We start from the raw sequence: 13,973 nt of genomic DNA on the forward strand, positions 1-13,973 counted from the left end.
TCAAAAAAGAAACGTCAGCCTCCCCGTGCGGACCGTCATCGCATTATAGATAATACACCTCCCATTTCCGCAGATGATGCAGATTATGCAAACGCTTTTCCGCGTGAGTTTGGCTGGGAAGCCACACAAGCACGCGCACGTGGTCGAGGCGCAAATTCCAATGCGTCAGGTCGCTTTGAAAGTTATGGCACGCTGCCCTTTGATGATGGTTGGGGCGATATTCCTGACGAGAAACCAACACCTATTCGTACCGAAACTATTCGGGAAAAGCCCAAAAAAGCTATCACCTATAACGCTTCTCCTGATCTTTCCTTTGATCGCACGCTCAATCCCTATAAAGGCTGTGAACACGGGTGTATTTATTGTTATGCGCGGCCCAATCATACCTATGCGGGTCTGTCTGCGGGACTTGATTTTGAAAGTAAAATTTTCATCAAGCCCAGCCTCCCGCGCTTATTGGAAGCTGAAATATCAAAACCACGATATCGCCCAAAAACAATCATGCTAGGCGGTGATACCGACATCTACCAACCTGTTGAACGGGATTTAAAAATCACGCGGGAAGTTTTACAAATCCTCGCAGAGGCAAAGCACCCATTCGCTTTCGTCACAAAATCAGCGCTTGTATTACGGGATTTGGATATTCTTGCGCCAATGGCAGAGCAAGGTCTCGTGCGCGTTTGCATCTCCCTCACCTCATTGGATAATCATCTCTCCCGCACGATGGAACCACGCGCAGCCGCACCCCATCGCCGCTTGGATGTGATGCGCCAACTTACACAAGCAGGCATCCCCGTTACCGTCATGACGGCCCCCATTATTCCAGCCATAAATGACATGGAGATTGAAAATTTATTGGAAGCTGCCGCCAAGGCTGGCGCAGATGCTTCCGGCTATGTTCTTTTACGCATGCCCCATGAAATTGCTTATCTTTTTGAAGAATGGCTGACGATCAATTTCCCAGATAGAGCCGCAAAAGTTATGAAGCTTATCCGCAGTATGCGTGCTGGAAAGGATTACCAATCAGATTTTGGTTTGCGCCAACGCGGTACCGGCCCTTATGCAGAACTTATCGCCCATCGCTTCAAGCTCGCCAATACACGTTATGGCTTAGGGAAAACCAAAACATCCCTCCGCACAGACCTTTTTCGCCCACCTAGACCAAATGGATATCGACAAATGGATCTTTTTTAAAACTTTTGTCTGGACTCCCCCAATGACTCATCTCATTGGAAATACATAATTTTTCAGAATGCGGTAATATTTGATTAACCTCGATTCTCTGCAAATTCTTGGAATCGTTAGAGTTTCTTAACCTGAATTCGGCTTCCTTATAGCGAATCACTCGTTATTTCTGGAGCTTTAGCAACACATGTCGAAATTAGATTTCCCAAAAGATCACATTCTTATTGGCGACTGCATCGAACTTATGAATGCTTTGCCAGAGAAATCTGTCGACCTTGTTTTCGCTGACCCTCCATACAACCTTCAGCTTGGCGGTGACCTTGTGCGTCCCGACAACTCCAAAGTGGACGCTGTTGATGATGAATGGGACCAGTTCGCGTCGTTTGAAGCGTATGACAATTTCACCAAAGATTGGCTAAAAGCTGCGCGTCGCGTGCTTAAAGATGATGGTGCAATCTGGGTGATTGGCTCCTATCACAATATTTTCCGTGTTGGTTCTCAGCTTCAAGATTTGGGCTTCTGGATTCTGAACGATGTGATCTGGAACAAATCTAACCCAATGCCAAACTTCAAAGGCACACGTTTCACCAATGCACATGAAACACTGATTTGGGCGACAAAATCCAAAGAGCAAAAGAAGTACACCTTCAATTACGACGCGCTAAAAACAGCAAATGATGATGTTCAAATGCGGTCTGACTGGACAATCCCAATCTGTTCAGGTGGTGAGCGTCTTAAAAAAGATGATGGTAAAAAAGCACACCCAACGCAAAAGCCAGAAGCTCTGCTTCACCGCGTAATCATGGCGACGACAAAACAAGGCGACACTGTTCTCGACCCTTTCTTTGGTACAGGAACAACTGGTGCCGTTGCTAAAATGCTTGGCCGTCATTTCATCGGTTTAGAGCGTGAAAACGACTATGCAGCCGTGGCCCAAGCGCGCATTGATAACGTGCGTAAAGTGGATGATGTTGATCTAGAATTTACGCAGCCAAAACGCGCAGCACCCCGCGTCCCATTTGGCGCACTTGTTGAGCGCGGCTTCTTACGTCCAGGCGACCGCCTTTACTGTCCCAAACAACAACACATTGCCCGCGTGCGTGCAGATGGCTCTTTGGCCAATGGTGACGACACTGGCTCAATCCACCGCCTTGGCGCGCAAGTTCAAAATGCACCTTCGTGTAATGGCTGGACATTCTGGCACTATAAATCCGATCAAGGTCTTGCACCCATTGATCTCTTGCGCCGCCGCTTCCGCACAGAAATGGGCTTAAACTAAAGTAGTTGAAGTACTCGTTCATCGATCTCTAAATCAGGATGCCTTTCTAGAAGAGCCTGCATCAAAGCTGCATATCCTTTGTGGTAAGGCATCCAAAATATCCGTTCTGCATCTTTAGTCTCAGCGTAGATATACCCTGACGCCTTCCAACCTATTCGAATCACATCACTCATCAAAACAGTCCCCACTCTATCTGGGAACATTGCGTACTTTAGATGATTAGGGCCGCTTAAAGTTTCTTCATTCCAAGAAACTTTGTAGTCTGCTTGCACGCCCCACAGACCTAAACACCCCATACCCCCAAACAAAATAATGAGGCCAGATGCCGGTACCCATAAACTAGGCTCTTTCTCACTAAAAAGTAGAATGCCGACAAAAGCAAAAAGTACAATACTCCAGCAGGCAAGCGTCAGCGCCCACATAAAACCTGCTGATATATCTATAGATTTAGTTCCCAACTCACCCTCTAAGGGTGTTTTATTTTTATAGTGTGCAATAAGCTTATGCAAAACCCACCCCGCGAACAGTGAAGAAATAATACCTCCTACTGCTCCCGACAAAGCCCCCTCAAACCCAGCCATATTCCAACCTCGTCGCGTATTTATATCAATTTATCTTGTCGACAATACACGAAACAACCTAATTTCAAACAACCATTCTGCGTTGAAACCTGCCAGTCCTACCTATCGCCCTAACTTGACCTTCATGTGAAATCACCTCAGTTGAAGGTCATGGCTCAATTTATCGCTGCATTCTCTCTTCTCGTGCCTGATTATGATTCTGGCATAGAGTTTTATGTCGGCAAGCTTGGCTTCAACTTGATTGAAGACACGCCGCGCTCACCAACAAAACGTTGGGTCGTCATCGCCCCCAAGGGCGCACCGCAAACCCACATCATCCTCGCAAAAGCAGACGGACCCAGCCAAGAAAAAGCAATCGGAAATCAAACCGGCGGCCGGGTAAGCTTCTTCTTACAAACCGATGATTTCGACGCGGACTATGCCGCTATGCGAGCCAATGGTGTCACTTTCCTCGAAACGCCTCGCGATGAACCCTATGCGAAAGTCGTTGTATGGCAGGACCCTTTTGGCAATAAGTGGGATATGCTCCAGCCCAAATAATACACTTCAAAAAGCAGGAAGCGATTGCAGGTTATAAATGTCTAATGGCTTCAACCCAAACGACATTTTTCGCGTGTTGTAATTACCGTGCAAATATTCAACATGTAGGTGGCGCGCCAAGCTGCCATCTCCAGAATTTCCCATCAGTCCTAATGGATGACCAATCGCAACTTTCTGCCCCACTTTGATATCAGGGTTGATCGTTTCCAAATGCGCATAGCGCGTGAAGAAACCATCCCTATGATCAATCAGCACCATATTCCCGTAATCATTACGGTAGCTCACTTCTAAAATTTTGCCTTCGCCGGCTGCATAAATGTTTACAGGCACAGGGTGGAAAATATCATAGCCTTTGTGCAATCGCCCCGACCGCATCCCAACACCAGAGGATAAACACCCCGCCTCTACTGGCGCTGTCGCAACAACAACACGTTTAGAAAGCGCCACCAATTTACGGTATGGATCAATTTTCCGATACCCATCCGCTGCTGGTGCATTGCTCACGCGCATATTCGGACACAGGGATAACTCACTTGGGAAAGGCAGCTTAACCTGCACCATACCGCGTTGATTGCTCGCACCAGACGCACACCCCGCAAGCAATAGAGCGACACATCCAGCGCCCGCAAATCCGCGCAATCTATTTAATTTCCGCACCAAGCCAAACATGCACACACTCCTACAATCAACGAAGCGCACGCTATTGCAGGGCTGGACTTGAATCTAATCAATTATCCTTAATCTTCAGTCCACCGCTACGCAAAGCCCCTTAAAGCAAAGCCAGTTTCAAAGCCTTTTTACCCACTGTCGGCACCCCAGAATCAATCACTTTATCCATAGCGATCCAGTCCCCCTCAAGAGAATTTGGCCGTGCGTCCACATGTGCAACAAATACATCCCAATGCAAAACAAAGTGCGTAAACACATGCCGCGCCTGCCCCTTAGCTTGCCATTCAGCCTCCAGCGGAAAAGGGATATCTGTGCCACCTTCAGCTTCAATCCACTCACTCGAAAGCGGCATAAGCATTCCCCCTAGCAGCCCCTTATCAGGACGCCGCTGCAACAATACCTTCCCCTCACTCACCACAATAAAGGCACGCCCCTTGCGGATAGGTTGCGGCTTACGTTTGGCTTTTGCAGGATAGCTTTCCATATTGCCCTCGCGGTGCGCCAAGCAATATTTAGCCCAAGGGCATTGTCCGCAATTGGGTGATTTAGGCGTGCACACTCCCGAGCCCAAATCCATCATAGCTTGAGCAAAATCCCCCGAGCGCTTCGGCACAAGCGCTTGCACACATTGCGTGATTTCTTTCTTATCCGCCGCCCATCCAGTCGCAGAGCCATCCCCGCCAATCGTCATCAAGCGCGAGATAACACGCTCCACATTCCCATCCACAGGCGCAATCGGCAAATCAAACGCAATCGCGCCCACCGCCGCCGCCGTATATGGCCCCACGCCAGGCAGTGCCAGCAATCCTTCAATTGTATCGGGAAAACGCTCCAACTCTGCTAAAGCCTTAGCGCATTTGTGCAGATTGCGTGCGCGCGCATAATAGCCAAGCCCCGCCCATTCGCGCATCACATCATCATTTTCAGCCTCAGCCAATTCATTTGCATTTGGCCATAGGGTTGTAAATTTCTCAAAATATGGCGCAGCATGGGGCACAGTCGTTTGCTGCAACATTATTTCAGATAACCACACCCGATAAGGATCAGGCATCACACCATTTTTGCGCGCTTGAGGCCCAATACGCCATGGCAATTGACGCGCATGCTTATCATACCAATCTAGCAAATCCTGTGCTGCGGATGAAAACTGAGTCTTAACGGACGGTGATTTTACGTTTACCATGCATGAGGTCATTCCCGTTTTTAAGAGATTCTGCAAGTTCTACATTTATGAGCAAACCGCCAATTACACCGCAAAACTCTCCTGAAGCTGAAGCAGAGGCAATGAAGAAGCTTGCCCAATTGCGTGGCAAGAAACTCGACACAGAACACGGCCTCGGCGCAATCACTCACATCGACCCTATGCGCCAGATCAAACAAGATTTAGAGAGACGTCGCGGCCGCGCAGTGTATGAGACAGCCCGCCCCCTCTCTAAAACCATGTACAAAACCGTGTATCCCCAATTGCGTGGCAAGGATTCCGGCGCAGCATTATCTTCCTTGCGCCGCCGCTGGCCTGAAATTCTTGGCGTGGATATGGCCGCCTTATGTGAGCCTGTTCAAATCCTCAAACCAACAACGGGTTATGTTCTCGTGCTAGAGGTCAATTCAGCCGCTGCCGCCCTCAAGCTGAAACACCAAACCGACATCATTTTAGAGCGCGTCAATGCAGGAAGCGGTGCGCGCTTTAAAGGCATTCGCTTGCAACAAACCAAAACCAAGCACGCCTCCGTTAAGCCGCAGACAAAACTCAAACATAGGCTCACCCCCCAAGAAGCTGCACAAATAGAGGCAGAGCTTGCAGATGTGGAAAGCCCAATTGTAAGAAAGGCATTGCAGAAACTGGGTGAGGCAATCCGTATAAAGCAGGAAACACTTAACGCTGCACGCAAAGCCAAAGCATCCGCATCACCAGCACGACGTGTACGATCTTTTAAATCGCGATAAACAAAGTCGATCACAAGTCGTTGAATTGCCCTATTTATAACTTCAGACTATCAAGCTACATAATTCTTATATTGAGATGGCGGTCACACGCATCTCCAAACGCATACAGGACACGTCTTCATGCTTATTAAAAACCTATTTTCAGCCGTCGCTTTTGCAGCTCTTGCAGTAGGCTGCTCACAGGCCGACACACAACCTGCATCAGACGTTTCAGATTCAAAGTCAGGCATTAGTTATGTAAAAGGTGATGTCGTTCTTGGGAATAAAGACGCTAAAGTCCAGATCATTGAATACGCATCAACATCGTGTGGCCACTGTCGTACATTCCACAAAACAATTCTTCCCAACATCAAGAAAGACTTTATCGAGCAAGGCACAGTCAACCTCATCTATCGTGACCTTCCAACACCGCCCGCTCAATTGGCTGCCGCAGGTGCCGCACTCGCGCGTTGTGCAGGAACAGATGAATATTACAAAGTTCTCGATGATGTATTCACTAGCCAAGGTGAAATTTTCGACGCAGCCCAAAGTTCAGGCGGTGCATTGCCAGCTTATGTGGAAATTGGTGCCCGTCACGGCATGAGTGAAGCTGATGTCAAAGCATGTGTGACATCGACACCTGTTATGGACGAGATTATGCGCACAGCAGATCTTGCAAGCGAAGCAGGCGTTTCTTCAACACCAACGCTTTTCATCAATGGTGTTAAAGTTGAATCAAAAGACATGACAAATGATGCAATCAAAGGTCTTCTGAATGCAGCATTAGGGATTGAAACACCTGCAGAATCAGCTCCCGCTACTGAAGAAACAGCAGCAGAAGCTCACTAACCACATAGAGACGGACCAATTTGCATTTCACCGGATTAAAAATTGTAGGGTTTAAATCCTTCGCTGATCCGGTTGATTTTGCGATACGCGAAGGGCTGACAGGCATTGTCGGCCCCAATGGTTGTGGCAAGTCCAATATTCTCGAATCATTGCGATGGGTCATGGGCGCAAGCTCGGCCCGCGCAATGCGCGGCGGGGAAATGGATGATCTGATATTTTCAGGTTCATCCAACCGCCCCTCAAGAGAACTAGCAGAAGTCGCCCTCATTCTCGATAATTCAGCGCGCACCGCGCCCGCTGAACTCAATGATAGTGATGAATTGGAAGTGCGCAGGCGCTTGAAACGCGGCGCAGGCTCCACCTATAAAATCAATGGCCGCACAGTACGCGCCAAAGATGTCCAACTCCTATTTGCCGATGCATCCACGGGCGCAAACTCGCCTGCCCTTGTCCGTCAAGGACAAATCTCCGAACTTATCGCATCAAAACCACAAAACCGTCGCCGCATTCTTGAAGAAGCTGCCGGTATTGCTGGGCTTAACCAACGCCGCCATGAAGCTGAACTAAAACTCAAAGGTGCTGCTGAAAGTCTTTCGCGCCTTGATGAAATCATTGGCGAAGTGGACAAACAACTAAACACATTAAAACGTCAGGCCTCACGCGCCAAAAAATACCGTGCCCTGCAAGAACAAATCGACGCGCTCGAAATTCAAATCTCTTATTTCAAATGGCAAGCTGCACGCGAAGAATTGACTCAAGCCCAGCTAAACGTCGCTGAAACAGAAAAATTCGCGCAAGAAGCCGCCAAACTAGAAGCAAGTGCGCTCGCGGCGGAAATTGAACTGCGCGAAAAAATCCCACCTCTTCGTGAATTTGAAGCCGAAGCAGCAGCACAGCTTGGCATTCTCAAACTCGAAAGCGCCCGCTTAGATGGTGAACGCAAAGCTGCTTCAAGTGCTATTACGCGCCTTGAACAAGATTTACAGCGCGTCATTGATGACCAATCCCGCGAACACAGCTTGCGCGAAGAAGCCTTAAATTCAGCCAAACGTGCACAAGTCAGTTTCGATTCTCTTCCCGTAGACAATAATGAACATTTCCATGCTCAAAGAGAAACACTAAAATCCAACCTTGAAGCAGCGCGTGAAAAACTCATCTCTTTGGAAACACAAGCAGATGCGCTCTCCCAAAAACTCGCCACTGCCCAAGCAGAGGAAAACAGCGCGAAAGCGTCCTTACAGCGTGCTCAAAACACGCTCTCAAATTTACAAGCCGAACATGATCGCGCCATAGCTAGCTTGGCTGAACTTGGCGACATTAAAGCACTTGAAGCAAAGCAGGCACACCTTCAATCCATATTGGAAAATGCATGCGCGGCTTTAGAAGCTGGCAATATTGCAGCTCATAAAGCCGACCAAGAAGCTCAATCTGCGCGTGAAGCAGAGAAGCAAAGCTTCCTGCCATTACAAGAGGCTGAAAAAAACATCCGCGCACTTGAAGCTGAAATCTCCGGTTTGAAACGTTTACAGGGGCATTCGTCTGCACAAAAATCTGCGCCTATTCTTGATGACACGCACCCAGAGGCCGGACTAGAACGTGCGCTCGCTGCTGCACTCGGCGATGATTTAAATGCATCAACAGATATAAATGATGCTCAATTTTGGTCAGACACTCACGGCACCTCTGCATCCAATTTGCCAGACGGTGTCACCCCTCTGTCAGACCTTGTTGAAGCTCCCCAAACGCTCCTTGCACGTCTATCTCAATGCGGACTTGTAGATGCAAAAGATGGGGCCCTCATGCAGGCCAAGTTAATGCAAGGACAGCGCTTAGTATCCCGAGCGGGAGATTTGTGGCGTTGGGATGGATATGTCCGCACAGCCAAAGCACCAAGTTCGGCAAGTGAAAAACTGGAACAACGCGCACGTATAACCGCGCTCGAAAAAGAGCTGATGACCGCCAAAAAGAAAGCTGACACGCTTCGCAAAAAACAGGCAACCTGCACACAACAAGCCCAGACAACAGCACAAGCCGCCCAGACGGCACAAAGAGCAATACCTGACCTAACCCAGCAGGCAGGCAGAGCACGTGAAGACACGTTGCACAACACTCAAGCCATGGAACGCTTGTCCATGCGCGCTTCCTCTATTAATGACAATATTGCTCGCATTGAAGATGCACACATCATTGCGCAAAATGACATCAATACCGCACAAGAGCTCCTCACTAGCGGCCCATCGGAAAACGAACAAAAACAATTAGATACACTCAGAACCGTCATTCGCGAACAACGAGAATCAGAGCGCAACGCTCATAATGCCCTTAGTGATCTAGACAATGAACAAGCGCGTATTGATGGGCGTCGTCATGCGCTAAAGCGCGAAATCCAAGACTGGACCCGCCGCGCCGAAACCGCTGACAAACGCCTAGATGATCTCAATATTCAACGCACAGGAATACGAGGACAATTAGAGAGTGCCAAAGCTCAACCATCTGATTTAAAAGAACAATTAGATGAATTAAACACCCAATTGGAAGCAGCAACGACAAAACGTCAAGACGCAAGCGATGCTGTTTCAGCACTCGAAACTCAACTCAGAGAAGCTGAATCTCACTCCCGAAAATCACGTGATGATGTCTCAAAAGCAAGAGAATCTCATATTCGTGCGGAGACGCGATTAGAATCAGCCCAACGTCGCGAAATTGAAATTGGTGAGAACATCCAATCAAGATTATCGTTAGACTTCAACGCTCTAAAAGAATCCGCAGACAATTTGATAGCCAGTGCAGAAGAGTCAGACACTGACACCATTTTCAATTTATCTAGCGCAGAAGCCCAGCTAAACACCCTCACCCGTGAACGTGACGGCTTGGGCGGGGTAAATATGGAAGCTGATCTTCAAGTTGAAGAAACCGCGAACCGCCTTGAAACTCAATTGAGAGAGCGTGAAGATTTAGACCAAGCCCTCGCCAAACTCCAAGAAGGTGTTCATGCTCTAAATGCGAAGGGGCGTGAATTATTATTAGAAGCATTTGAGAAAGTGGCTGAACATTTTCGCGTATTGTTTGAAGCCTTGTTTGAAGGCGGCGAAGCACAGCTAAAGTTGACGGAGTCCGACGACCCACTACAAGCAGGTCTAGAGATATTCGCATGCCCACCAGGCAAGAAGCTGTCCGCACTCTCCCTTATGTCAGGCGGGGAGCAGGCGCTTACCGCAGCGGCTCTTATTTTTGCAGTTTTCCTATCCCAACCCTCGCCGCTTTGTGTACTCGACGAGGTAGATGCACCACTTGATGATGCAAACGTCGACCGGTTTTGCCGCATGCTCGATACAATGCGTTCAAGAACAGACACACGATTCGTTGTCATTACGCATAATCCAGTGACAATGTCGCGGATGGATAGGCTTTATGGGGTCACAATGCAGGAGCGCGGGGTCTCCCGACTCGTTTCAGTCGACCTTCAGTCGGCGGAACAATTGGTCGCAGCCCAATAAAAACCGACCAAATATTTGAAATACATATAAATTTCAAACCACTAGCTATATTTAAATTGGCTTGACTTCGTGAATATACTTGCCTAGTTTCCGGCCAAGCTTGGCGAGCTGAGCTGTGACGACGAAATCGGGGCAATATTTTCCTTACCTTTTTGGGTATTTAGTGGATTAAAAGCATGAGCAATGACGATCTCAGAAAGCAGATCGATGAGGCACGTGCTGCTTATACAAGTAAGTATGAGCCTAAACTAAATTCAGAAGGTCAGGCAAAAGGCATGGCTCTGGGGTTTCGAATGGCGACGGAATTCGCTGTCGGACCTTTCGTTGGAGCGGCCATTGGCTGGGGATTAGACCTTGTGTTTCATACGAAACCTTGGATGCTAATCATCTGGATGATGTTAGGGTTTGCCGCAGGAGTTATGAATGTCGTGCGTACGGTAAAAGCTGCGCAAGACACTGCCGGAAGTGAACCGGTCCAAGGAGTTGAAGAAGAATGATGCTGGAATCGATCAATTCTATGATCAATCAAGTCGCCACGGATCCGATTCACCAATTTGTGTTGAAGCCAATCGCTGACTTCCACATTGGCGGATACGACCTTTCCTTCACAAACTCTGCTTTGTTTATGGTGATCGGTGTTGCGCTTGCAATTGGTCTATTGATGGTAGCCTCTTCAAAAGGCTCAACAATTCCATCACGTAGTCAGTCCATTGCTGAAATCGCATACGGTTTCGTAGCTGGCATGGTGCGTGACATGATGGGCGAAGACGGGATGAGATTTTTCCCATTCGTCTTCTCATTATTCATCTTTATCTTTTTTGCTAACATGCTCGGCATGTTCCCTTACTTCTTTACAACAACGTCTCACATCATCGTGAACTTTGCGTTGGCAATGCTCGTTATGGCGATTGTAATTGGGTATGGTTTTTACAAAAACGGCTTTAAATTCTTCAAGTTGTTCTTCCCTTCTGGTGTTCCTCCGGTGTTGTACATCCTTGTTACACCTATTGAGTTCATCTCTTTCCTTTCTCGTCCGATCTCATTGTCAGTGCGTTTGTTCGCCAACATGCTGGCCGGACACATCATGCTTAAAGTTTTCGCTGGTTTTGTGATTATGCTCGCAAGTGCTGGTGGAGCACTTCTAGTTCTAGCGCCTGTTGCTCTTGCGGGTACTGTCGCTGTTGTAGCTCTAGAATTCCTGGTGGCGTTCCTCCAGGCATATGTATTCGCTATTCTAACATGCGTTTATTTAAACGACGCATTACACCCGGGACACTAAGTCTCGGGCTGTAGTTTGAATTTTTGGTTGACCTGCCCGCCCATTTAGGGTTTTAGGGCACAAACTCTTGGGAGATCCGTTATGGAAGAAGGTCTAAAGTACGTCGGCGCAGGTCTAGCCTGTTTTGCTATGTTTGGTGCAGCTCTTGGTGTGGGAAACATTTTCTCTAGCTACCTTGATGCAGCTATGCGCAACCCATCTGCAGCTCAAGGCCAATTTGGTAACTTGATCTTTGGTTTCGCTGTGACAGAGGCCCTAGGTATCTTTGGTTTCTTGATCGCGATTTTGCTATTGTTCGCTGTTTAAGCGCACCAATACCATTTATCGTCTAACGCGGAATTTGAACCCTACCCTCAACAGTAGATTTCAAATTCCGTCGTTGGTTTAAGATTATACGAAGATCAGGGGTCAAACTATGGCGACTACGCCAGCCCATGGGGCAGACGCAGCTCACGAAACAAGTGGCATTTTCCCGCCGTTTGACTTCAGCTCATTCCCATCACAGATTTTTTGGCTCGCTCTAACATTCGGCGTGCTCTACATCTTTATGTCGAAGCTTGTGCTTCCGCGTATTGGTGGAGCTATTGATCGCCGTGCAGACAGCATCACCCAAGACTTGGAAGAAGCGTCACGCATGTCTGACCGTGCAGCCGCTGCCCAACAGTCTTTGGAAACAGAACTCGCAGCAGCACGCGCAAAAGCACGCGCAACAGCCGCTCAAGCAAAAGCAGACATTGAGGCAGAAGTCGCAGCTGAAACAGCCAAGACAGAAGCTGAAGTTGATGCGCGTATAACCGAAGCATCTGCTCGCATCGCTGATGCGCAAACTGCTGCTATGAAGAATGTTCAAGAAGTGGCTTCAACAGCTGCATCAAGCATTGTGAACAAACTTATTGGCGTAGATATTTCAACAGACGACGCTTCTAAAGCGGTCTCTGGTGTGTTGAAAGGAAACTAAGTCATGGCTGAGCAAGAACACGGTAACGACGCCAAAAACGTTGGTGACGAACTACACTCAGAAATTTCTGAAGAACTACACGCCACTATGGGTGTTGCTGAGCATGACACACATGTTGAGCCTTCAGGTCCATTCGCAGACCCCACTTTTTGGGCAACAATAGCTGTCTTTATTTTCCTCATCATTCTTGTAGTGAAGAAAATTCCAGCAGCTATTGGTAAGTCTCTAGATGAGCGTGCACAGAAGATTCAGGATGAATTAGATCACGCACGTATTCTTCGCGAGAAAGCTCAAGCTGCACTTGCTGAGGCTGAACGTAGCCAAGCACAAGCTGCAGAAGATGCAAAAGCCATTATCACAGCTTCAAAAAACGAAGCTAAAGCATTTGCTGAACAGTCTCGTATAGAACTTAAAGAACGCATGGCACGTCGTGAAAAAATGGCTGAAGAACGTATTGCACGTGCTGAAGCTGAAGCTACACAAGCTGTTCGCAATTCTGCTATCGATGCAGCAGTAAGCGCTGCAGCCGTTGTACTGGGTGAGAACGTATCAAAAGGTCCTTCTAAGAAGAACCAGTTTGACAGTAGCCTAGAAGATATCAAAAAAGCGCTTAGCTAGAACTTTGAAGCTTTTAAAAAATTAGAGCGGTTGAAGCATCATCCCTTCAACCGCTTTTTTTATGGCCCTTAATCACCACATTCCTGATATTCGGAGCCCCCTCCCTAAATGCCTATTTAAGGGTTTGTGCTTCATCACCTAAGATGAGATGTAGTAACCAGTTTGGCGCAAATCGCTTTAAACTTGGATGTTTTGCAATTACGTTGCGCATCCAGCGTTTACCGGTAAGCGAATTTCTAGCCAACAGAACCACTCCTAGGATTACAATTGGCAAACCAATTGGCACGAATGGAATTGGCGTTAGAAACGCTATTGGCACCCCAATAACAATGAAAAAAACGCCTAATAGCGCGAGTATTGGACGCAGTATTTTCATCACCCCACCTTTCGCAACAGCCGCAGGATTTGGCGTGTCTAATTTAGGCGGAAGCCATTTAGTTTTTTCTAAATTTTGCTTACTTAAGTCGTTCGTCATAAATCATCTATTGCTGTATAATGAAGCATTATTCCTACGTGTTTTTATGGTGATATTAGGGCGTTTCGTAGGGCTGCATAAATAAGCACTGCTAGAACAAAAAGTCGATTTGATTTT

The 13,973-nt window shown here is 47.7% G+C and carries 15 protein-coding genes; 11 read left to right on the forward strand and 4 right to left on the reverse strand.

Annotated features, from left to right (window positions below; all coding sequences use genetic code 11):
* Positions 1–42 precede the first annotated feature (42 nt).
* Both ACFQS8_RS05355 and ACFQS8_RS05360 read left to right on the forward strand, forming a co-directional pair.
* Complete coding sequence (locus ACFQS8_RS05355; RefSeq protein WP_382166588.1) at positions 43–1,194, forward strand: PA0069 family radical SAM protein; 1,152 nt, start codon at positions 43–45, stop codon at positions 1,192–1,194.
* 178 nt (positions 1,195–1,372) lie between these two features.
* Positions 1,373–2,464, forward strand: coding sequence for a site-specific DNA-methyltransferase (locus tag ACFQS8_RS05360; RefSeq protein WP_382166233.1), 1,092 nt, complete (start codon positions 1,373–1,375; stop codon positions 2,462–2,464).
* On the opposite strand, the gene ACFQS8_RS05365 is transcribed toward ACFQS8_RS05360, so the two are convergent.
* Positions 2,461–3,045 carry a hypothetical protein gene (locus ACFQS8_RS05365; protein ID WP_382166234.1) on the reverse strand — a complete coding sequence of 195 codons (585 nt, stop codon included), beginning with the start codon at positions 3,043–3,045 and terminating at the stop codon, positions 2,461–2,463. The genes ACFQS8_RS05360 and ACFQS8_RS05365 overlap by 4 nt on opposite strands.
* 150 nt (positions 3,046–3,195) lie before the next feature.
* Here ACFQS8_RS05365 and ACFQS8_RS05370 point away from each other — a divergent pair, with 150 nt between their 5' ends.
* The gene (locus ACFQS8_RS05370; RefSeq protein ID WP_382166235.1) at positions 3,196–3,585 is read left to right on the forward strand and encodes a VOC family protein; all 390 of its coding nucleotides are present in this window, start codon (positions 3,196–3,198) and stop codon (positions 3,583–3,585) included.
* 6 nt (positions 3,586–3,591) lie between these two features.
* Here ACFQS8_RS05370 and ACFQS8_RS05375 read toward each other — a convergent pair whose 3' ends face one another.
* Together ACFQS8_RS05375 and ACFQS8_RS05380 are read right to left on the reverse strand one after the other, a co-directional pair.
* Positions 3,592–4,254, reverse strand: coding sequence for a M23 family metallopeptidase (locus ACFQS8_RS05375; protein WP_382166236.1), 663 nt, complete (start codon positions 4,252–4,254; stop codon positions 3,592–3,594).
* A gap of 100 nt (positions 4,255–4,354) precedes the next feature.
* Entirely contained in the window at positions 4,355–5,437 is a 1,083-nt protein-coding gene (locus tag ACFQS8_RS05380; protein ID WP_382166237.1) for an A/G-specific adenine glycosylase, read from the reverse strand.
* Between the two features lie 47 nt (positions 5,438–5,484).
* Here ACFQS8_RS05380 and ACFQS8_RS05385 point away from each other — a divergent pair, with 47 nt between their 5' ends.
* The 8 genes from ACFQS8_RS05385 (at position 5,485) to ACFQS8_RS05420 (ending at position 13,381) form a co-directional block, all read left to right on the forward strand.
* Positions 5,485–6,201, forward strand: a complete 717-nt coding sequence (locus ACFQS8_RS05385) for a DUF721 domain-containing protein (protein ID WP_382166238.1) — start codon at positions 5,485–5,487, stop codon at positions 6,199–6,201.
* Between the two features lie 120 nt (positions 6,202–6,321).
* Positions 6,322–7,029, forward strand: a complete 708-nt coding sequence (locus ACFQS8_RS05390) for a thioredoxin domain-containing protein (protein ID WP_382166239.1) — start codon at positions 6,322–6,324, stop codon at positions 7,027–7,029.
* Between the two features lie 20 nt (positions 7,030–7,049).
* Positions 7,050–10,526, forward strand: a complete 3,477-nt coding sequence (smc, locus tag ACFQS8_RS05395; protein ID WP_382166240.1) for a chromosome segregation protein SMC — start codon at positions 7,050–7,052, stop codon at positions 10,524–10,526.
* A 176-nt stretch (positions 10,527–10,702) separates the two neighbouring features.
* Positions 10,703–11,023: an AtpZ/AtpI family protein gene (locus ACFQS8_RS05400; protein ID WP_382166241.1), complete on the forward strand. Its 321-nt coding sequence runs from the start codon at positions 10,703–10,705 to the stop codon at positions 11,021–11,023.
* Positions 11,020–11,805 (forward strand): F0F1 ATP synthase subunit A, encoded by a 786-nt coding sequence (locus ACFQS8_RS05405; protein ID WP_382166242.1) that lies wholly within the window; start codon positions 11,020–11,022, stop codon positions 11,803–11,805. The genes ACFQS8_RS05400 and ACFQS8_RS05405 overlap by 4 nt, the downstream gene beginning before the upstream one ends.
* Positions 11,806–11,886: 81 nt before the next feature.
* Positions 11,887–12,111 (forward strand): F0F1 ATP synthase subunit C, encoded by a 225-nt coding sequence (locus tag ACFQS8_RS05410; RefSeq protein ID WP_015826901.1) that lies wholly within the window; start codon positions 11,887–11,889, stop codon positions 12,109–12,111.
* 109 nt (positions 12,112–12,220) lie between these two features.
* Positions 12,221–12,763 carry a F0F1 ATP synthase subunit B family protein gene (locus ACFQS8_RS05415; RefSeq protein WP_382166243.1) on the forward strand — a complete coding sequence of 181 codons (543 nt, stop codon included), beginning with the start codon at positions 12,221–12,223 and terminating at the stop codon, positions 12,761–12,763.
* A 3-nt stretch (positions 12,764–12,766) separates the two neighbouring features.
* Entirely contained in the window at positions 12,767–13,381 is a 615-nt protein-coding gene (locus tag ACFQS8_RS05420) for a F0F1 ATP synthase subunit B family protein (protein WP_382166244.1), read from the forward strand.
* A 112-nt stretch (positions 13,382–13,493) separates the two neighbouring features.
* On the opposite strand, the gene ACFQS8_RS05425 is transcribed toward ACFQS8_RS05420, so the two are convergent.
* Entirely contained in the window at positions 13,494–13,856 is a 363-nt protein-coding gene (locus ACFQS8_RS05425; protein ID WP_382166245.1) for a hypothetical protein, read from the reverse strand.
* Between the last annotated feature and the right edge of the window lie 117 nt (positions 13,857–13,973).

This window comes from Hirschia litorea, from assembly GCF_042665075.1.
GTDB lineage: Bacteria > Pseudomonadota > Alphaproteobacteria > Caulobacterales > Hyphomonadaceae > Hirschia > Hirschia litorea.